This is a genomic window from Methylosarcina fibrata AML-C10 (assembly GCF_000372865.1).
Taxonomy (GTDB): domain Bacteria; phylum Pseudomonadota; class Gammaproteobacteria; order Methylococcales; family Methylomonadaceae; genus Methylosarcina; species Methylosarcina fibrata.
This window is the reverse complement of sequence record NZ_KB889965.1, coordinates 2,813,137-2,832,914: the sequence shown is the minus strand read 5'-3', so window position 1 is coordinate 2,832,914 and position 19,778 is coordinate 2,813,137. Positions and strand designations below refer to the sequence as shown.

The window sequence follows — 19,778 nt, the reverse complement described above, 5'->3', positions numbered from 1 at the left end:
TTTAATTTTGGCTTCCGGAATTATCTTTACCTTTCGGCTCCAAACCGCTATCCCCGGATATAAACCCGGCGGTCGCTTAAAAAGATCGCCGCCATCAAGGCGTAGCCCGCGGCCCACTCCCAGACCGAGGTTAACGACAGCGCGGTATCGCCCGGAGCCCAGCGATAGGAATGGATCAGACAGGGCGGACAATACAGCGCCAGCTTGACAAAGTCGCGTTCGATGATCGCGACCGTCAATGCCGCCGGCTTGTTAAACTTTCGAACGGGCTGCGGAGGCTCAATCCGGATCCGGGAGCCGGCCTGAGCGCGTTTCTCGAAGCTTGGCTTCCAGCAGGTCGAGAAAGCCGAGCTGGCCTTTCTGCATCCGGACTCTCGCCTCGGCCAAGCCGAACCAGCCGCCCCGGTCGATTTCGGGAAATTCGTTGAGCCGGCCCGAGTTTTTCGGCCATTCCAGCACAAAGGTATTGCTGACGATTTTGCTCACGTCGAAGTCGCACTCGGCCGCCCAGACGTGAATGATTTTGCGGCTCGGCTGTTTCAGCCGGCCGAGCTCGATGAAATTACCTCGCGCCTCGCCGCCGGTTTCTTCCCGGAATTCGCGGCGGGCGGCGGCCAGCGGCTCTTCGTTGGCATCGATCAGCCCTTTTGGAATGGACCAGGCGCCTTGGTCTTTCGCGGACCAGAAAGGGCCGCCCGGATGCACCAGCATTACTTGAAGCTCGCCATCGGCGTATTTGAACAACAAAATACCGGCGCTTTGAAGCATGGAACGAGAAAAACTCATGAGAGATAATGGCTCCGGATTTTACCAGAGTTTCGGGCGATTGCCCTCGTCTCCTCAAGCCGAAGCCGTTCCGCCCGCATGAACTTATTGACTCGATAGATATTTTGACGACTTTCAGAGTCCGATATCTTGAAGACTGGCATCCGGCGACCCGATTGAACCATGCACGACTATTTTTTAAAGCTGTTTCTCATTCTGCTCTCGGCCAGGTTGTTTACCGAGTTGTCCGTTCGGCTCAAAATGCCGCCGGTCATCGGCGAACTGCTGGCGGGCGTTCTCTTGGGGCCCAGCTTGCTGGGCTGGGTCGAGCCCGTCGAAGGCGTCCGGCTGCTGTCCGAAATCGGCATCATCATGCTGCTTTTCGAAGTCGGCCTCGAAACGGACGTCAAGCGCCTGGTGAAAACCGGCCTCAAATCGTTTGCGGTCGCCTTTATCGGTCTGAATCTGCCGTTCGTGTTGGCGCTCTGGATGGCCTACGGATTGTTCAAACTGCCTTTGCTGACCGCCTTGTTCATAGGCGGGACGTTGACCGCGACCAGCATCGGCATCACCTTGAGAGTGCTGGTCGATCTTGGCCGTCAGGATTCGGTCGAAGGGCAAATCGTATTGGGGGCAGCGGTGCTGGACGACGTTCTCGGCGTGATTCTGCTGGCTCTGCTGTATCAATTTTCCCAGGGAGCGGGAATCGATCTGATCTATGCAGGAAGAATTTTGCTGTCGATGCTGGGTTTCTTCGTGCTCGCGCCGTTCGCCGCCAAATTGCTGTCGTTCGTCATTCACCGGTTGTACAGGCGAAGCGAGGCGCCGGGCCTGATTCCCACGACTATTGTCGCTCTGATGATGCTGTTCGCCTGGCTTGCCCACGAGATGGGCGCGCCGCAGTTGCTCGGAGGCTTTGCCGCCGGGCTGGCCCTGTCCCGGCGCTTTTATCTGCCGTTCGGCGCTTTTCTGGCCACCGATCCCGATTTCGCGCACGAAATCGAAGCGCAAATGAAACCGATCATCCGGCTGTTCACGCCCATTTTTTTCGTCACCGTCGGATTGACGCTGAATTTGCGCGAGGTCGACTGGAGTTCACCGTTTGTCTGGCTGTTTTCTTCCGGCATGTTGCTGGTGGCCGTGGCAGGAAAAGTGCTGAGCCCCGTTTTTATCAAAGGCAGTTGGCTGCAACGGTGGGCCATCGGATTGGCGATGGTGCCGCGGGGCGAAGTCGGCCTGATCTTTGCCGAGCTGGGCAGGCAGAGCCGAATCTTTACGAATGAGATTTATGCGGGGATGATTCTTGTCATTGCGCTGACGACTTTGGTCACGCCTTTCGTCTTGAAAGGATTTTACAGTAAATATCAGGGACGGCTTTAGGGAGCACGCCAGACGAAGAGATTCGTCCTGCCCGCCGCGCAAATCGCAAAGGCTTCAGGAAGTCAGCACCGACAACGTTTCCCGCGCGATCTGCAGCTCTTCATTCGTGCGCACGGCCAGCACGCGGACGGCTTGCCCGCGCCGTCCGATTTCATTGACCGGTTCGGGCGATCGCTCATTGAATTCGGGATCGACGGCAATGCCGAGAGCTTCCAGTCCGGCACAGATCCGGCTTCTGACCACGGGCGAGTTTTCGCCGACGCCGGCGGTGAACACGAGGGCATCCAGACCGCCGAGCGCGGCGAAGTAAGCGCCGACGTATTTTCTGATGCGGTAACAGTAGATCTCCAGCGCCAGCCGCGCGTGCTCGTCCCCGGCCTGCTCCCGGCCGAGCACTTCTCTGAGATCGTTGCTGCCGCACAAGCCCTTCAATCCCGCCTCCCGGTTAAGCATGGCCTGCAACGAATCGGCGCTTTCGCCGAGAGCGGTTTCCAGATACAGAGGTACCGCCGCGTCCAGATCGCCGCTGCGGGTGCCCATGACCAGGCCTTCGAGCGGCGTGAAGCCCATCGAGGTATCGATGCAGCGGCCATGCCGTATCGCGGCGGCGCTGGCGCCGTTGCCGAGATGCAGCGTGATCATTTTCAGCCCCTGCAAGGAACGTCCCAAATATTCCGCGGCCCGTTCGGCGACGTAGCGGTGGGAAGTGCCGTGGAAACCGTAACGGCGGATGCCGTGGCGCTCGTACCAGTCGTTCGGAACCGCGTAGCGGTAGGCATGGGGAGGCAGGGTCTGATGGAAGGCGGTGTCGAACACTGCGACCTGGGACGCCGACGGAAACGCGTCCAGACAGGCTTCGATGCCGATCAGGTTCGCCGGATTGTGCAGCGGCGCCAAGGGACTCAGCGTTCGTATCGCCGCGATGACGTCCGGGTCGATCCGTACCGGCGCCGAAAAGGCTTCGCCGCCGTGCACGACCCGATGGCCGATCGCATCTGGGCCGGCGCCGTCCGCCAGGATGCCGGTATTGCGCAACAGAGCTGCGATATGGGCAAAGGCGGCGCGATGATCGCCTGCCTTGATCTCGCGGCGGCTTTCGACCGGTTCCCCTTTGGCATTGTCCGCGCGATGCCTGAGCAGGCTGCCGTTCTCGCCGATTTTTTCCACCAGGCCGCTTGCGCACAGATGGCCCCGATCCATCGCCATCATCGAGTATTTGATCGAGGAACTGCCGCAGTTGACGACCAGCACCGTAGAGAAACCGTGTGGCATGTCCATTTCCTCCAATTCCCGATTAGCGCAGAAGGGTCATTGCGGCCACTGCCAGGAGGCGAACTCCGGCTTGTCGACTCCATACTCGTAGGCATAATAGCTGCACTCGATCTGCATGTTGCGCAGTTTCTCCTTGACGTGGGCGCCGGCCACGTTCAGGCCCGGAACCCGGTTGATCACGTCGATGGCCAGGCTGAAGCGGTCCACTTCGTTGCGAATGGCCAGCTCGAGCGGCGTATTGATGTTGCCTTTTTCCTTGTAGCCCCGCACGTGCAGGTTTGGATGATTGGTGCGCCGGTAGGCCAAACGATGAATCAGCCAGGGATAGCCGTGGAAATTGAAAATGATCGGCTTGTCGGTGGTGAACAGACTGTCGAAATCCCGGTCGGTCAGGCCGTGCGGATGTTCGCTCGCCGGCGTCATCCGGTACAGATCGACGACGTTGATGAAACGGATCTTCAATTTCGGAAAATGCTCGCGCAACAGGCAGACCGCGGCCAGAGCCTCCTGCGTCGAAATATCCCCGCAGGACGCCATCACCACGTCCGGTTCCGAATCCTGGTCGTTGCTCGCCCAGTCCCAGATGCCGATGCCTTTGATGCAGTGGGTGACGGCTTCGTCCATGTCCAGATATTGCAAGTGCTTCTGCTTGTCGGCAACGATCACGTTGAAATAATCGGTGCTCTTCAAACAATGGTCGGCGACCGAGAGCAGCGTATTGACGTCGGGCGGCAGATAAATGCGGGTCACTTCCGGGCTTTTGTTGACGACCACGTCCAGAAAGCCCGGATCCTGATGGGTAAAGCCGTTGTGATCCTGCCGCCAGACCGTGGACGTAATGAGCAGGTTAAGCGACGAGACGGGCGCGCGCCAGGGCAGGTCGTTGCTGATGTCCAGCCATTTGGCGTGCTGGTTGAACATCGAATCGATCACATGCACAAAGGCTTCGTAGCTGGAAAAAAAACCGTGGCGTCCGGTCAGGAGATAGCCTTCCAGCCAGCCTTCCAGCGTATGTTCGGACAACATTTCCATGACCCGGCCTTCCGGCGACAGTTCGCCGCCGTCGGCGTCTTCCGGCAGATAATCGGCCAGCCACATCTTCTTGCTGGTCTGATATATGGCATCGAGTTTGTTGGACGTGTTTTCGTCGGGACCGAACACGCGGAAATTTTTCGGATTGAGCTTGACGACGTCGCCCAGAAAGACGCCCAGAGGCTTGGTGTTTTCCACTTCGCTTTGACCCGGTTTCTCCACTTTGACGCCGTAGTCGCGAAAATCCGGCAGACGCAGCGCTTTGCGCAGCAGACCGCCGTTGGCATGGGGATTGGCGCTCATGCGCCGCGCGCCTTTCGGCGCCAGCTCTCTGAGCTCGGCGATCAGCCGTCCGTCGGCGTCGAACAGCTCTTCCGGCTTGTAACTGCGCAGCCAGTTTTCCAGTTGTTTCAGATGCGCCGGATTGTCCCTGACGCCGGCCAGAGGCACCTGATGGGCCCGCCAATAGCCTTCCACCTTATGGCCGTCCACTTCTTTCGGACCGGTCCAGCCTTTCGGGCTGCGCAATACGATCATCGGCCATTTCGGCCGCGCCAGGGTGCCGCCGGCCCGCGCCGACGACTGGATGTTGCGGATTTCCAGGATGCACTCTTCCATGACCGCCGCCATGCGCTGATGCATCGCTTCGGGTTCGCTGCCCTCGACGAAATAGGGCGTCCAGCCGTAGCCCCGGAACAGGCATTCCAGTTCTTCATGGCTGATGCGCGACAGGAGCGTCGGATTGTTGATCTTGTAGCCGTTGAGATTGAGGATCGGCAGCACCGCTCCGTCGAAAACGGGATTCAGGAATTTGTTGGAGTGCCAGGCGGTCGCCAAAGGCCCGGTTTCCGCTTCGCCGTCGCCGACCACGACCGCAACCAGAAGGTTCGGATTATCGAATGCCGCGCCGAAAGCATGGGAAACGCTGTAGCCCAGTTCGCCGCCTTCATGGATGGAGCCCGGCGTCTCCGGCGTGCAATGGCTGCCGATGCCGCCGGGGAAGGAGAATTCCTTGAAGAACTGCTGCATGCCTTCGGCGTCTTCGCCTTTGTTCGGATAAATTTCCGAATACGTGCCTTCCAGATAGACCGGCCCGAGCACGCCCGGCGCGCCATGGCCGGGACCGGCGATAAAGAGGGCGTTCAGGTCGTAGCGGTTGATCAGGCGGTTGAGGTGAACGTAAGTGAAGCTCAAGGCCGGACTGGCGCCCCAGTGGCCCAACAGCCGTTTTTTGATGTGTTCGGGCTGGAGCGGCTCTTTCAGCAAAGGATTGTCCTGGAGATAGATCATGCCGGCGGCCAGATAATTGCAGGCTCGCCAGTAAGCATGAATCTTGCGCAGCGATTCCTTGTCGAGCGGATGATTTTTTTTGAGGGCGGTTTCATGCATGGCAGGCTCCTATTTTTATTGAATAATTTCCATTGGATGGGAGGAAGGGATAAAAACTCCAGCCCATGATAATTTATTTTTCATTACGCGCGTATGTCGGCTTCGGACAAGTGCCGGCCTTTCCGTTTCGTCTCCGGCATGGGTCGAGGCCGGTAAGGTAAAAGACTCGCTTCATCGGCCGGAGCGCAACCTGGACTGTGAAGATATTCGCGTGGGAGCGGCGCTAGCCGCGACGATCGCGGCTAGCGCCGCTCCCACAGATTAAGGATCAATCACTTGAAGAACCCTTAAAAGTTTTTGAGAAAATTTCCGGAATACTTTCACCGTCTCAGCCGCTTCCCGGAAACCGTTCGAAATGCCGATACGTCGGATGGCGCGGGAATTCCCTTGCTCGGCCTCGTCCTTGAACAAAATTGAACTCGGAAAATTATGCACAGTCATTTATTTAGGCTTTTCAACCATTAACCGGCGCAGGGAAGTCGCGGATGGCGGGGATAAACCTTCCGGATTCCGGACTGCCCGAAATGTTCGGCGATCGGTCAAGACAATACAAGATTCTGCGCCGGGAGCCCGGCCAACGGCTCCTACAGTAAAATTGGCAAGCTCTTGGGAGATGGTAACATGAACGCAACAAACAACAATCCCGAATCCGGAGTTTCTCCCTTTGTGATGAAGGATTGCGCCTTGATCGCGATCGCCATCAATAAACGCGCGACCACTCTGAAAGAATTCCGCGATCACATCGAAATCCTGGGGCACGACAGCCTTTATCATCATTTCTGGGCCAATTTGCTGCTGCCCCGTTTCGAAGAACGCGAATATCTCAACGATTTTGCCGGCTGGGTGCGGCACAGCCTGCACGATGCCAAGCTGGCGGAGCAACTGGCCGTACTCGATCCTACGTCGTTCAATGATCTGGAAGAATTGCGCTACCATTTGCTGGAATACATCGATGCCCGTCTCGAGGAAAACGAATACCTGCAATGGGCCCGTGCCTCGCAGCGATTCGACTTCATCCGCTCCGAGATCGTCGTATTCGATACGCACAAGCGGGTGGAGTCCGCGCAGGAACTGGCGGAGCTGATCCCGCGCATGTCGGTCAGCAGCATTTTCTATCATTTCATCGATGCCCGTCGGCGCGCCGAGGACAAAGCCGACGATTTCCGTCATTGGCTCGCCTTTTTCGGCGAAACCTATCAGCCCCTGATTGCCCGGCTTGGCAGCATCGATCCTTATTTCCTCTCGCTGGTCGAACTGCGCCGGCAGTTGGCCGATACCTTCCAGGCTTATTTTGCGGAGCCCATGCCATGACTACGATGTTGGAATCTTATGCCGAGGTCACCGGCCGGGACGTCATCCGGCACCTTCAGCAGTTGACCGAGCCGCTCAGGGGCAAGACGCTGGTTCACGTCAACTCCACGAGGATGGGCGGCGGCGTCGCCGAGATCCTGGACAAACTGGTGCCGTTAAGCCGCGAACTCGGCATCGACACGCGCTGGGAAGTCATCACCGGAGACAGCGATTTTTACCAGTGCACGAAGAATTTTCATAACGCCATCCAGGGCAACCGGGTCGCTACCTCCGAAAAGCTGTTGGATCATTTCCTGGAAGTGAACGAACAGAACGCCGTCCAGTTGCGGCCGATTCTGGAAGAGGCGGATTACGTCATAATCCACGATCCGCAACCGATGGCGCTGCTGTCGTTCTGTCCCAAGCGCAAGGGCAAATGGATCTGGCGCTGCCATATCGACGCCAGTCATCCGCATCGCGGAACCTGGCGCTTTATCGATCGCTTCATCCGGAATTACGACGCCAGCATTTTTTCTTTGCCGCAGTTCGTGCAGAAGCTGCCCCATCCTTCCTACATCGTCTCGCCCAGCATCGACCCCTTAAGCGAAAAGAACGTGGAGCTGGCTCAAGACGAACTGGACGCTGTCCGGCAGCGTTTCGAACTGGCTCCCGAGGCGCCGCTGATCACTCAGATTTCCCGTTTCGACCGCTTCAAAGATCCGCAAGGCGTTATCGAAGCCTATAAGCTGGCGAAAAAATACATTCCTTCCTTGCAACTGGTGCTGGCCGGAGGCGGCGCCAGCGACGATCCCGAAGGCGAGGCCGTGCTCAGCGAAGTGCGCCTCGCCGCGGGCGAGGATCCCGACATTAAAATATTGCTGCTGCCGCCGGACGCCCATCGCACGATCAACGCGCTGCAGAGGCTGTCCGATATCGTGCTGCAGAAATCCACTAGGGAGGGTTTCGGTTTGACCGTCACCGAAGCGTTATGGAAAGGCAAGCCGGTGATCGGCGGCGATACCGGCGGCATTCGTCTGCAGGTGATCGATTTTCATACCGGTTTTCTGGTGAATACGCCGGAAGGCGCCGCCCTGCGTATCCGCTATCTGTTCAACCAGAAGCAGCAAATGCTGGAGATGGGCAACAAAGGCAGGGAGTTCGTCCGCGAAAACTTTCTGTTGACCCGGCAATTGCGCGAGTATCTGACTTTATTGGTCTCCCTCCAGTACGGCGCCGTCGACCGGCTGGAACTGAGTTGACTAGTGGCCATGACCGACGTTCACAGTTGTCATCCGATGCCTTTCGGAACCCGGATCTTGGATGACGGCCGGGTCAATTTTCGCTTGTGGGCGCCGGGCGCCCAACGGGTCGAATTATGCCTGCAGGGCGCAGCGCCCGAATTCCGGCTGCACATGGCGGCTGAAGACGACGGCTGGTTCGGCATCACGACCGAGCTGGCCAGCAGCGGTTTTTATTACCAGTATCTGATCAACGGCACTCATTACGTGCCCGATCCGGCATCCCGCTATCAGCCGTGGGACGTGCACGGTTCCAGCCAGGTCGTCGACCCGTCGGCTTATCGCTGGCAGGACCACGGCTGGCAGGCCGGCCCCTGGGAAGATACGGTCATTTATGAGCTGCACGTCGGCGCGTTCAGCCCGGAAGGCACGTTCGCCGGAGTAAAAAACCGCCTGGATCATCTGGTCGATCTGGGCGTGACCGCGATCCAGCTCATGCCCGTCGCGGAGTTCGCCGGCCAGCGCAACTGGGGCTACGACGGTGTCTTGCCGTTTGCACCCGACAGCAGCTACGGCACGCCGGACGACCTGAAGGATCTGATCGCCGCCGCGCACGGCAAAGGCCTGATGGTCTTCAACGACGTGGTCTACAACCACTTCGGGCCGGAAGGGAATTATCTCCGGCAATACGCGCCGAATTTTTTCACCCACCGTTTTCTCACTCCCTGGGGCGACGCCTTCAATTTTTCCGGCAGCCGCTGGGTGCGGCAGTATTTCATTCACAACGCGCTGTACTGGCTGGAAGAATATCATTTCGACGGATTGAGGCTGGATGCGGTTCATGCCATTTTCGACGACAATTCGCCCGGCATTCTCGAGGAACTGGCTGAAACGGTGCGGCAATGGCCCGGCTTCGACCGGCAGGTGTATTTGATGCTGGAAAACGACAACAATGCTCCGCAGTATCTGCGGCACGATCCGGCACATCCTCGTCGCTTTTTCGATGCCCAGTGGAATGACGATCTGCACCACGCCCTGCACGTGCTGCTGACCGGGGAGACTTTCGGCTATTACCGGGATTACGGACAGCAACCGATGCGCCATCTGGGGCGCTGCCTGACCGAAGGCTTCGCTTATCAGGGCGAGAAGTCTGCTTATCGGCAAGGCCGGCCGAGAGGCAAACCGTCCTCGGATCTGCCGCCGACGGCTTTCATCTCCTTTTTACAGAATCACGACATGGTGGGCAACCGGCCTTTGGGCGAACGGATTACCGATCTGTCCATCCCGGAAGCGGTGCGGGCGGCTACCGCGCTGCTCCTGCTTGCGCCCTTTCCGCCGCTGTTGTTCATGGGGCAGGAATGGGCCTGTTCGTCGCCTTTTCCTTATTTTGTGGATTTTCCCGAGGAACTGGCCGAGCAAGTGGCGGCGGGCCGCCGCCGGGAATTCTCCGGGTTTCCGGCGTTCGCCGACGATGAGGTGCTGAGCCAGATGCCGCTGCCCGGCGCGCCGCAAACCTTTCAGTCCGCCAAACTGTTCTGGGAGGAAATCGAGCTGCCGCACCACCGGCACTGGCTGGAATTCCACCGCGAATTGCTGCGCATCCGGAAACGCGAGATTATTCCGAGGATAGGAAATCTAGGCGGCGGGCAAGCCGGCTTCCGGTTGCTGGGAGATCGGGCGATTCATGTGCGCTGGCGATTGAACGACGGTTCCGTGCTGCTGTTGAACGCGAATCTCGGCCGGGAGCCGATTTCTCTGGATCATCCGCCGGAAGGTCAAATATTGTATGCCAGCGCCGGCGATTTGCAGGATGAATTTCGTCTCGGGCGCCTAAGTCCCTGGTCGGTGCTGATTTATCTCGAGGAGCCGCAGTCATGAACGAATGGCATGCGAAGTTTCCGGCTCTCGCCGACACCGAAGGCGGCACGCTGAAACTGGCGCCGCCCCCGAGCGAAGCGGCGATTCCCGTCGCTACCTATCGCATGCAGTTCAACAAGCAATTCAATTTCACCGAAGCGACCCGCTACCTTTCCTATCTGCGCCGGCTCGGCATCAGCCACTGTTACGCCTCGCCTTTTTTGAAAGCGCGTCCCGGCAGCAGCCACGGTTACGATATCGTCGATCACAATACCATCAATCCCGAAATCGGCAGCCGGGAAGATTTCGAGCGTTTTGTTGCCGAACTGCGGAAAAACGGCATGGGCCTGATCATGGACGTCGTGCCGAACCACGTCGGCATCATGGGCAACAATAACGAGTGGTGGCTCGACGTGCTGGAGAACGGACAGACTTCGGCTTACGCCTCTTTTTTCGACATCGACTGGCATCCCGGCAATCGGGCGCTGCAAAACAAAATCCTGGTTCCCGTTCTGGGCGGCCCGTACGGGGACATCCTGGAACAGCATGAATTAAAATTGTTTTTCGATGTGTTCAAAGGCGAGTTTGCCATCGATTACCATCAGCATTGTTTTCCGGTGGATCCGCAGACCTACCCGTTCATCCTGAATTCCCAGCATGAGGCGTTGAAAAAAACGTTCGCCGCCGACGATCCGGTCTTTCTGGAATATCAGACGCTCGAAAACAGCTTCAGCAAATTGCCGCAGCGCACCGAAACGACGGAAGAAAAGAAGGAGGAGCGCAACCGGGACAAAGAAGTGTTCAAGAAACATCTTGCCCGCCTTTGTGCCGATAATCCGCCGGTTCTTCGGCACATCGAAGCCCGCCTCGACGAAATCAACCGCTCGGTGGGAGAAAGCAGTGAACTGCACGCCCTGCTGGAACAGCAGGTTTACCGTCTGGCCTACTGGCGCGTCGCCGGCGATGAAATCAATTATCGCCGATTTTTCGACGTCAACGATCTGGCCGGCGTCCGCGTCGAGGATGAACAGGTTTTCGACGCCACGCACCGGTTCATTCTGTCGCTGATCGCGGAGCGTAAAATCCAGGGGCTCAGAATCGATCATGCCGACGGACTGTACGATCCCGTGGCTTACTATCAGCGTCTCTGCCGCAAACTCTCGGAGGCTCTCGGCATCGAGCCGCCGCCCAGTACGCCGCCCGTTTACGTCGTGGCCGAAAAAATCGTCGCCAATTACGAATATCTGTCGAGCGACTGGGCGATTCACGGCACGACGGGTTACGAATACGCCAATGCCGTCAACGGCGTTTTCATCGACAGCCGGGCGGAACCGGTTCTGACGCGCTGTTACGGACAGTTTATCAAGGAGCGGAAGGATTTCGGCGAAGTGGTTTACCAGGCCAAAAAGTTCGTGATCGCCACGCTGCTGGCCAGTGAACTCACCGTGCTCGCCAATCAGCTCAACAGAATCGCGCAGGCCAGTTATAAAACCCGCGACTATACCCTGAATGCCTTGCGGCAGGCTTTGACCGAAGTCGTCGCCTGCTTTCCGGTGTACCGTACTTACATCAACAGCGAGCCGCCCAGCAAGAAAGACGGCCAGTACATCCATTGGGCGGTTCAATGCGGCAGGCAGCGAAGCCGCGCCGCCGACAAGACCGTATTCGATTTCATCCGGAGCGTTCTGTTGCTGGAACCGAATCCGATGGTGGCGAGCCGGGATCTGCTCCGGTTCGTGATGAAACTGCAGCAGTATACCGCTCCGGTCATGGCCAAAGGCTATGAGGACACCGCGCTGTACGAATACCACCGCCTCGTTTCCTTGAACGAGGTGGGCGGCGATCCGGGCTGCTTCGGCACTTCGGTGAATGCCTTTCATCACATCAATCAGGAACGGCTCAGGAAATGGCCGCACAGTCTTCTGAGCTTGTCTACGCACGACAGCAAGCACAGCGCCGACGTTCGGGCGAAACTCAACGTTTTGAGTGAAATGCCCAGGCCATGGCAGGAAGCCGTCATCCGCTGGCATAAATTGAACCGGCCGCACCGGTCCAAAGCGCGTAAAAAACACATCACCCGCAATGACGAGTATCTGTTTTATCAGGTCCTGATCGGAACCTGGCCGCTGGCGGCTTTGACCGATCCGGAACTGGAACGTTACCGGGAGCGGATCCGCAACTATATGATCAAGGCGATCCGGGAAGCCAAACAGGAGACTTCCTGGGTCAATCCCGACGAAGCTTACGAGCAGGCGGTGGACGATTTCGTTTGCCGGTGCCTGGACGTCAAAACCCGGTCGCCGTTTCTAACGGACTTCGTCCATTTCGAAAAACAAATCCGAAAACCGGGCCTTTTGAATGCTCTGGCGCAAACCGTGCTGCACCTGACTTCGCCCGGCGTGCCGGATTTGTACCAGGGAAGCGAATTATGGCAGTTTACCCTGGTCGATCCCGACAACCGGCGTCCGATCGATTTTCACCGGCACGAACGAATTCTGGACGAGATGGAAGCGTTGCTGGCCGAGTCGGACGGCGACCGAGGGCCGCTGATTGATGCCTTGCTGGGGACCATGGACGACGGGCGCATCAAACTGTTCACGGTTACCCTGACCTTACGTTTCCGGCTTCGCCATTCCGCGTTATTCCAGCAAGGCGAATACATTAAAATCAGCGTCCGCGGCAGGCACGCCGACCACTGTCTCGCCTATGCCAGAAAGATTCCGGATGATTTTGCCGTTATCGTGGTCCCGAGGTTAACGGCCTCGCTGTTCAATGCGGGATTCGATCCGCCGTTTCAGGGTTTTTGGGACAATACCTGGCTGGAACTGCCGCCGGATGCGCCGACGGACTATCGGGAATGGTTTTCTCGGCGCAAAATGGCCGCCACGCCCGCCGAAGATCATCTTCAACTTCGGGTGCGGGACGTGTTTAACGCCTTTCCTTTCGCCATTTTATCGGCGCCCTGATCTTTCGGTGAATGAAAAACAACGGCAACCCCTTACCGATCCCGGTTGCCGTCGGCCTCCAACTGGAAAGCCGGGTCACGCGTTCTTGCAGACGGCGGCGATGGTCACTGGCTCTTGCAGATTCCGCCGCAATCGGCGCCGCCCTGGGCGGGATCGCAACTGTCCGTGGGATCGTCGACGCAGCTTTGGCCTTCGGGACATTGAGTTCCGGCGATGCCCCCACAGGCCTGCGGATTGGCCGGAGCGCATTCTCCTTCGTGGTCGATGGAGACGCCGGCCGCCGCAGCGGTACAGGCATTGCCGTAAGTCTTGCCGTCGCAGCCGCAGACCGGCCGGAATTCCCTGGTGCAAACGTCGGGCCGGGTCTTGCAGGTGCCTTGGGCATCGGCTACCTTACACTGACCGACTCCGAAGTCGCAGTATTGCCCCGTAGGGCAGCTAATTCCCTTGATGGTGCCGCAAATCTCCGTTTTCGGCGGCGGTGGGGTATTCGACTTGTCTTCGCAGCCGGCAAGGGCCAGAGTGAAACAGCAGCCGATGAATGATACGATGAGCTTGTACGGCATGGCTAACCTCCCTAACGATCCAGGTAAAAATCAAGAAAGAAGTTGCAAACGGTAGTGCTTTCAAAGCCCGGCAGGACGGCTATGGCGCCGATTCTTTCATCCGGCCGGAATTTCCCGGGCGGGCGGCGCATTACCGCCCGGACCCATCTGTTTTTTACTGTCTTCAAACTCATCTGTCAAGAATTATCTTAAATGCTAGAAAGAAGACGTTGAGGCTGTATATATCAAAAAATAAGATATATATTTCTAATCTTATCGTTTTATTAAAAATCAAATTTTTCCTAAGATAATCCCCATTGCCGCGGTCCGTCATGAATGGACCGGACGATCCCAAGGCTCGTTCTGTCTCTTGCCGAAAGTTGATACCCCGCTCGGCGGGCTTTGCCCGCCATTTTTTCGGCGAACGAAGCCTTTGGCTTATGAAGAAGAGCGGCGGACTGGTTTAGCGGATACCGAATTCTCAGGACTTTCACCCTGGCTTTGCATTATTGAACAACACCACAGGAGCAGGAAAATGACCAGCACTCTCATCACGACCTTGAACGAAAAAATGCAGGACGCGTTGCTGCACGATTTTCAAGAACATCTGCTTCCCGGCAAAGCCGGTCAATATTTCGGCCGGTATCGGGGGTTCCATCTTGAAAGCGTATTTCAGCCGCTGGTTGCAGGCGAAGGCGGTATTCTGGGCTACGAAGCGCTGCTCAGGCCTTCGCTCGGCAGAACGTTACAAGTGGAGACGCCTTTTGTCTTCCGGTACATCGAGAAAACCGGAGGATTGGTTATTTTCGACCGGATCTGCCGAACGCTCCATCTGCTGAATTTTCTTCCGTTCAGCTCCGCCCGGGATCTGCTTTTCATCAACGTTCATCCGGCCTTGTTGAGCCGCGTCGATACGCACGGCAAGGTATTCGAAGGCATCGTGCAGTCGCTTTCGGTGCCGCCCGGGCGCGTCGTGATCGAACTGGAGGAAAGCGATCAGGAAGATTCGCCGCTGCTGGACAAGGCGCTGAGGAATTTTCGCCAAAGCGGATTCAAGATCGCGGTTTCGGACTTCGGCAAGGAACGCAGCGATTTCAAGCGATTGTGGCGGATCAGCCCCGATTTCGTGAAACTGGACAACTCCCTCCTGCACGCGGCGGTAAAGGATGACAAAGCCCGACGTTCCTTGCCCACGCTGGTGGAGTTGATCCATCAATCCGGCAGCGTCGCCATTGTTCAGGGGGTCGATACGCCCGAGCAATTGGCTCTTGCGGAACAGTCCGGAGCGCGCTTTCGCCAGGGATTCTGTCTGTCGAGACCGAATTCCGCCGCTTATTGGCTCAAGCAAAAAAACGCCTGGCATCCCGGCCAGCAGGCCGGAGGCTGAAACTTAGCAAAACAGACTCGTCACCGCGAATTATTAACACAGGAAAAAATTATGCCGTTACAACAATTAGTCGAATATTTTAACGACCGGTTCGAACAAGAGCATCGCGCTCATTTTCGTCCTTTAATCTTGCAGGGCGGACAAGTCGGCGGACTGTTCGGTCCGATACGGGTCGGCAGCGTGTTCACCTCGGTCAGGCCTCTTGCCGATCCCTTGAAGATCATCGGCCATACGGTCGCCTGCTCGGTGGCGACGCACGACCCCTTTGCGATACAGAGACATGTCATCGAAAATTCCCCGGCGGCCGCCGATGAGGGCCAGTCCGATTTCGACACCATCATCAATCTGGACCGGTTGACCCGCACCGTGCACATGCTGAACTACCTTCCTATCGTCACTCCGGATAAAGTGCTGTTTCTGGAGGTCGATCCCCGGCACGTGGTCGGAGTCCGGCGCGATCACGGAGCTTATTTTGCCGAAGTGATCGACCGCTGCGGACTGTCCACCCGCAACGTGGTGATTGCGATGACTCTGAATAGCCTGTACGTGTCCCATCAGGACCGGCTTTTGACCGGGTTGAACAATTACCGAAGCCGAGGCTACCGGATCGCGCTCAACACTGGCAATCTGAATTCGATGACCGGCATCTGGGATTTGGTGACACGGATCGCACCGGACTACATTCGCGTCCATGCTTCGCAGCAATACGTGGCCGAGTGCATTTTACCCAGGGCATTGAGCCGCTTGAAAGAACTGCTGGATACGGCGGGCGCGCAAACGATCCTGAAGATCGACCGCGGGGAACAGGCCTTCATGGCGCAACTGGCCCGCTTCGACCTGATCGAAGGCGGCAATTTCGATATGTATTCGGAGCCCTCGTCATTGGCAGAGCCGGTCGCCGAGAGCGTTTTTCAATAATGAAAGAACCGTTCGGCTGCATCAAAAACGCTATGAGGACCACGCGGGTTGCGGTTGACGTAGCCAAGCCAACAGGATTGGGATGCCGATCGATGTTGGGTTGCAAAAAGCGTGCAACCCAACCTATCACGGTTAGAAGAGGCTCGACTCGTTACGCCGCCAGCTTTTTGGCGATTTTCGCCACATGCTCGCCTTGAAATCGGGCGATGGCCAATTCGTTCTCCGACGGCCGGCGGCTGCCGTCGCCGCCCGCCAGCGTCGCCGCGCCGTAAGGCGAGCCGCCGGTGATTTCATTCATGTTGACTAGCCCCTGGCAGGAATACGGCACGCCGACGATGACCATGCCGTGGTGCAAGAGCGTCGTATGAAACGAGGTAACGGTGGTCTCCTGACCGCCGTGCTGGGTCGCAGTGGAGGTAAAGACGCTGCCCACCTTGCCGATCAGCGAGCCCTGAGTCCAATGCTTTCCGGTCTGATCGAGGAAATTGCGCATCTGGGCGCACATGTTGCCGAAACGGGTGGGCGTCCCGAAAATGATCGCGTCGTAATCCGGCAACTCGTCCGTCGTGGCGATGGGCGCCTCCTGATCCAGTTTCGCCCCGGCCTTGCGCGCCTTGTCTTCCGGCATCAGTTCGGGCACCCGCTTGACGACAACTTCAACGCCTTCAACCGAACGCGCCCCCTCGGCCACCGCCTTCGCCAGGGTTTCGACATGTCCATACATGCTGTAATACAAAACTAGGATTTTGCTCATTGTCAGTCTCCTTCGGCTAGCGCCCGCAATTTGTTGTCTGGATCTGAATAGTTGGTGCTTCGGCCATCCCGTCCGGCAAACACGACTGCTCCTTTATTTATTTTTAAACCGGATAAGTAAGAGATTCGGACAAGATAAAAAGTTTCAGGAGATCCTTAACTGATATCCGGATCCTGTTCGCCGGCATCCAAAGTGGGAAAGTGAAATATCTACCTGTTTGAAACCCGCGCCGATCGATTGAGCTCAATACGGTTAACGGACGATGGTCCGGACCGGGTTTCACCGCGTATCGGTCGGAAAAAATCCCTACCGCCTCTCATTCCGAATAAGAAGCGCGGCCGGACCTGTAGAATAAACCTTCCAGCCTCCCTCCGATAACCAACCCCAAGCCATCCGCGGCCCAGTCTTCCCATTCCGCGAAATGGGAAGGCGTAAAGAACTGCAATAATTCGATGAGCCCCCCGTAAAACAGCAACCCCAGGAACAGCGCCGCATGACGCTCCGGATAGGCCTTGCGTCCCAGAACGGACAGAAAAGCGAAAGTAACAAGATGGTTGGTCTTGTCCCAACCCGTAGTCGGCATATGAGGCACGGTGGGCATTAAAGACAGAAAAAGAATCAATAGCAGGCAAATCCAGAAAATGAAGCCCCAGTATTTGCTTATTTTTATGCCGATACTCATGAGTTTTCCGGAACGTGAGCAGGAACTGCGTCCTTTCAATGGACGTCAAAAAACGGATAAGCCGATTTAACTGCTTGATAAACGGTTATTTTTACTCGGTACTATAAACTTTTTCGACGATTTTGGATAGTCGCCTTCGATTCAAGACGGGAATGAAAGCCCTGTTTGCGTTTCAATCGTTCTTGCCGCTTTGCGCAGGAGTGACGACTCTTGAACAGACCGCGCCGATTTCCCGGTAGACGGCTTCGGGCCGGTTTTCATAGCGCCGGGAAAAATGGAACGGCACCAGTTGCTTGACGTCGGCCAGATTTGCGATTTCGCCGCAGGCCCTTGCCGTCAAATGGCCGGTGCGCTGCGCCTGATCGGCATCGTCTTCGAGAAAGGCGGCCTCGCAGAAAAAAAAGTCGGAGCGCTCCGCCAGGGTGCTGAGTGCTTTCCGGTTGGCTGCGGTATCGGCCAGATCGGTCGCATAGACCAGCTTTTCTCCGGGCCTGACGATCAGAAGCTGTGCGGCTACCTCCGCTGCCTTCCGGCGGTTGCCGTCGGGCAATGGCATCATCGTTTCGCCGTCGCCCTTGCCGATCAGCGCCTTCAGACGGTTCAGCCAGGGGCCGGGCGGAAGGCCCATCGCTTTGAGCACGGCGCTATCGACGCTGATGCTGGGCTTGCTCTCGAAAGCATAAGCTTGTACCTGTGTGAGATGGTCCAGCGTCGCGGTGCGGACGCGGAACAGCGGATCGTCCAGGACGATTCCGTTCGCAAGCGGCACTTCGGGAAGCGCAACGCCTTCCCTTAGGCCGGCCTGCAGCCGGGTCCGGCGCAAGCGATCACCGTGAATTTCGACGATTTCGAACCGCGGCCCGGCATCGCCGATGCGGTCCCAGAGCACGCCGGCGATCAGGCCCCGGATATGCGCGGCCAGTCCCGGCGGACCGTACAGGCGACAGCTTGGAAAATCGCCGAAACGGGAACGCAACAGCCAGAGAAAGCCGCCGATATGGTCGATATGGGCATGGCTGATGAAGACATCGCTGACCTGATGGGCGATGCGGGTGGGCAGGCGGCCGGAGTCGCCAAGATCGAACAGCAGGCTGCGTTGGCGCTGGCGGAGCCTAAGATGCAGCAGCGGGTCACCGAAAACGCCGTTGATCATCGTCGCGAAACCGCCGCGCAATCGGGCGACGGGCCTGGGTCCTCCGCCGTCATCCCTGGCCCGATAGGGCAGGGCGTCGGGCGGCGGCAAAAATTGCAGATTGCCGGAAGTGAACGGCCTGGCGCTGACCAGCAGGCCGTTTTTCTCGCTGCGGGCATCGCGCACCAGCAGAATGCCGGTGGTCGATGCCGCCCTGGGCAGACGGATTCGAAGCCGCCTCTGTTCCAGGGCAACGATTTCGCCGATGCTCACGGTCCGGCCGGGCTCGACAAAGGCGCATTGGCGGCCGTTCCAGGCCGCCGGCACGTCGATAGGCGGCGGCGCGCCGATCAAATGAAGGTCGTCAAGGTGAACCGCTATGTCCTGAAGGGTCTCGAGATAAGCGCGCCACCGTTCGGTTCTTTTGCGCGTTCTGGCCGTTTGGCCGGGATGACAGGCATCGGGATGCGCATGAACGGCAAGAATGTGAATGCCCAAGGACGACAGCTCCTGCCTTAACGGCAGCGGTTTCGACCGGCGGTTCAGCACCAGCACAGTGTCGATGTTCAGCAGTTCGGCCACGCCGGTCAGCCATTCGGCTCCGGCGATCCCCCGAACCACGCCGGGGGAATCGACCAGCAGCAGACCCGTGGGTACCTTGCGGCTCAACCGGCCGACCGCGGTTAGAAGCGGCAGGCGGAAGCGGCCCGCATCCAACGAGCACAAGGCTTCGAATGACGAGACTTGCCAGCCTTCTTTCCGCCACTGCCCCAAAGACACGGTGCCCGGCAAACCGAACAGGGGCGAGCCGGGATCGGCGGTGATGCAGGAGCAGGACAGACCCTTTTCGGCGAAGATCCGGGCCAGTTCGTTAACCAGGTAGGACTTGCCGATGCCTGCCTCGCCGTACAGCAAAATCCTCGGCCCTCCGGTTAGCAATTGCTCGGTCAGACTGGTAGGACAATACGGCAATAGCGTTTCCGGCGCTGGATCGATCATGGCGGCTACCTCCAAAGGACGCAATTACTATCGCAGATCATCCCTGCCTGTGGCAAGGCGACGATATCGACGGTGCCATTGTCGTTCGACGAGCATTATTTGCCGGGATTCATTCGGATAAGATCCTTTTTAGACAAGATTTTCTTATTGAGCGGCTCCATAATCTGCTATG

Annotated in this window: 15 protein-coding genes; 7 read left to right on the top strand and 8 right to left on the bottom strand. The window is 57.8% G+C overall.

Features of this window, described 5'->3' with window-relative positions:
- Positions 1–47 precede the first annotated feature (47 nt).
- Both A3OW_RS0113340 and A3OW_RS24985 read right to left on the bottom strand, forming a co-directional pair.
- Positions 48–239: a hypothetical protein gene (locus tag A3OW_RS0113340; protein WP_020563942.1), complete on the bottom strand. Its 192-nt coding sequence runs from the start codon at positions 237–239 to the stop codon at positions 48–50.
- 40 nt (positions 240–279) lie between these two features.
- Positions 280–786, bottom strand: a complete 507-nt coding sequence (locus A3OW_RS24985) for an NUDIX domain-containing protein (protein WP_157385892.1) — start codon at positions 784–786, stop codon at positions 280–282.
- A 162-nt stretch (positions 787–948) separates the two neighbouring features.
- Between A3OW_RS24985 and A3OW_RS0113330 the strand changes: the two genes are divergently transcribed.
- Positions 949–2,145, top strand: a complete 1,197-nt coding sequence (locus A3OW_RS0113330) for a cation:proton antiporter (RefSeq protein ID WP_020563940.1) — start codon at positions 949–951, stop codon at positions 2,143–2,145.
- A gap of 54 nt (positions 2,146–2,199) precedes the next feature.
- Here the strand turns inward: A3OW_RS0113330 and A3OW_RS0113325 are convergent, their stop codons facing one another.
- Both A3OW_RS0113325 and A3OW_RS0113320 read right to left on the bottom strand, forming a co-directional pair.
- Positions 2,200–3,417, bottom strand: a complete 1,218-nt coding sequence (locus A3OW_RS0113325; RefSeq protein ID WP_232422381.1) for an acetate/propionate family kinase — start codon at positions 3,415–3,417, stop codon at positions 2,200–2,202.
- A 36-nt stretch (positions 3,418–3,453) separates the two neighbouring features.
- Positions 3,454–5,838 (bottom strand): phosphoketolase family protein, encoded by a 2,385-nt coding sequence (locus tag A3OW_RS0113320; RefSeq protein WP_020563938.1) that lies wholly within the window; start codon positions 5,836–5,838, stop codon positions 3,454–3,456.
- A 621-nt stretch (positions 5,839–6,459) separates the two neighbouring features.
- Between A3OW_RS0113320 and A3OW_RS0113310 the strand changes: the two genes are divergently transcribed.
- Genes A3OW_RS0113310 through treY form a run of 4 tightly spaced genes read left to right on the top strand, consistent with a single transcriptional unit; the run spans position 6,460 to position 13,189 of the window.
- Positions 6,460–7,149 carry a DUF5752 family protein gene (locus A3OW_RS0113310; RefSeq protein ID WP_033411739.1) on the top strand — a complete coding sequence of 230 codons (690 nt, stop codon included), beginning with the start codon at positions 6,460–6,462 and terminating at the stop codon, positions 7,147–7,149.
- Complete coding sequence (locus A3OW_RS0113305) at positions 7,146–8,387, top strand: glycosyltransferase (protein ID WP_020563935.1); 1,242 nt, start codon at positions 7,146–7,148, stop codon at positions 8,385–8,387. The genes A3OW_RS0113310 and A3OW_RS0113305 overlap by 4 nt, the downstream gene beginning before the upstream one ends.
- Before the next feature lie 9 nt (positions 8,388–8,396).
- Entirely contained in the window at positions 8,397–10,244 is a 1,848-nt protein-coding gene (treZ, locus tag A3OW_RS0113300) for a malto-oligosyltrehalose trehalohydrolase (protein WP_020563934.1), read from the top strand.
- Positions 10,241–13,189, top strand: coding sequence for a malto-oligosyltrehalose synthase (gene treY / locus A3OW_RS0113295; RefSeq protein WP_020563933.1), 2,949 nt, complete (start codon positions 10,241–10,243; stop codon positions 13,187–13,189). Before treZ ends, treY begins: the two co-directional genes overlap by 4 nt.
- A gap of 104 nt (positions 13,190–13,293) precedes the next feature.
- Here treY and A3OW_RS24980 read toward each other — a convergent pair whose 3' ends face one another.
- The gene (locus A3OW_RS24980) at positions 13,294–13,755 is read right to left on the bottom strand and encodes a Kazal-type serine protease inhibitor family protein (RefSeq protein WP_020563932.1); all 462 of its coding nucleotides are present in this window, start codon (positions 13,753–13,755) and stop codon (positions 13,294–13,296) included.
- A 514-nt stretch (positions 13,756–14,269) separates the two neighbouring features.
- Between A3OW_RS24980 and A3OW_RS0113275 the strand changes: the two genes are divergently transcribed.
- Entirely contained in the window at positions 14,270–15,121 is an 852-nt protein-coding gene (locus tag A3OW_RS0113275) for an EAL domain-containing protein (protein WP_020563929.1), read from the top strand.
- A gap of 51 nt (positions 15,122–15,172) precedes the next feature.
- Entirely contained in the window at positions 15,173–16,039 is an 867-nt protein-coding gene (locus A3OW_RS24975) for a hypothetical protein (protein ID WP_020563928.1), read from the top strand.
- A gap of 151 nt (positions 16,040–16,190) precedes the next feature.
- On the opposite strand, the gene wrbA is transcribed toward A3OW_RS24975, so the two are convergent.
- The 3 genes from wrbA to A3OW_RS0113255 all read right to left on the bottom strand — a co-directional run bounded on the left by wrbA (position 16,191) and on the right by A3OW_RS0113255 (position 19,606).
- Positions 16,191–16,793 carry an NAD(P)H:quinone oxidoreductase gene (gene wrbA, locus A3OW_RS0113265; protein ID WP_020563927.1) on the bottom strand — a complete coding sequence of 201 codons (603 nt, stop codon included), beginning with the start codon at positions 16,791–16,793 and terminating at the stop codon, positions 16,191–16,193.
- A gap of 316 nt (positions 16,794–17,109) precedes the next feature.
- Positions 17,110–17,475: a VanZ family protein gene (locus A3OW_RS0113260; protein WP_020563926.1), complete on the bottom strand. Its 366-nt coding sequence runs from the start codon at positions 17,473–17,475 to the stop codon at positions 17,110–17,112.
- A 172-nt stretch (positions 17,476–17,647) separates the two neighbouring features.
- Positions 17,648–19,606 carry an MBL fold metallo-hydrolase gene (locus A3OW_RS0113255; protein WP_020563925.1) on the bottom strand — a complete coding sequence of 653 codons (1,959 nt, stop codon included), beginning with the start codon at positions 19,604–19,606 and terminating at the stop codon, positions 17,648–17,650.
- Positions 19,607–19,778 lie beyond the last annotated feature (172 nt).

Coding starts and splice junctions, on each gene's coding strand:
- A3OW_RS24985 (WP_157385892.1), bottom strand. CDS start 786: ATGAGTTTTTCTCGTTCCATGCTTCAAAGCGCCGGTATTTTGTTGTTC.
- A3OW_RS0113330 (WP_020563940.1), top strand. CDS start 949: ATGCACGACTATTTTTTAAAGCTGTTTCTCATTCTGCTCTCGGCCAGG.
- A3OW_RS0113325 (WP_232422381.1), bottom strand. CDS start 3,417: ATGCCACACGGTTTCTCTACGGTGCTGGTCGTCAACTGCGGCAGTTCC.
- A3OW_RS0113320 (WP_020563938.1), bottom strand. CDS start 5,838: ATGCATGAAACCGCCCTCAAAAAAAATCATCCGCTCGACAAGGAATCG.
- A3OW_RS0113310 (WP_033411739.1), top strand. CDS start 6,460: ATGAACGCAACAAACAACAATCCCGAATCCGGAGTTTCTCCCTTTGTG.
- A3OW_RS0113305 (WP_020563935.1), top strand. CDS start 7,146: ATGACTACGATGTTGGAATCTTATGCCGAGGTCACCGGCCGGGACGTC.
- treZ (WP_020563934.1), top strand. CDS start 8,397: ATGACCGACGTTCACAGTTGTCATCCGATGCCTTTCGGAACCCGGATC.
- treY (WP_020563933.1), top strand. CDS start 10,241: ATGAACGAATGGCATGCGAAGTTTCCGGCTCTCGCCGACACCGAAGGC.
- A3OW_RS24980 (WP_020563932.1), bottom strand. CDS start 13,755: ATGCCGTACAAGCTCATCGTATCATTCATCGGCTGCTGTTTCACTCTG.
- A3OW_RS0113275 (WP_020563929.1), top strand. CDS start 14,270: ATGACCAGCACTCTCATCACGACCTTGAACGAAAAAATGCAGGACGCG.
- A3OW_RS24975 (WP_020563928.1), top strand. CDS start 15,173: ATGCCGTTACAACAATTAGTCGAATATTTTAACGACCGGTTCGAACAA.
- wrbA (WP_020563927.1), bottom strand. CDS start 16,793: ATGAGCAAAATCCTAGTTTTGTATTACAGCATGTATGGACATGTCGAA.
- A3OW_RS0113260 (WP_020563926.1), bottom strand. CDS start 17,475: ATGAGTATCGGCATAAAAATAAGCAAATACTGGGGCTTCATTTTCTGG.
- A3OW_RS0113255 (WP_020563925.1), bottom strand. CDS start 19,606: ATGATCGATCCAGCGCCGGAAACGCTATTGCCGTATTGTCCTACCAGT.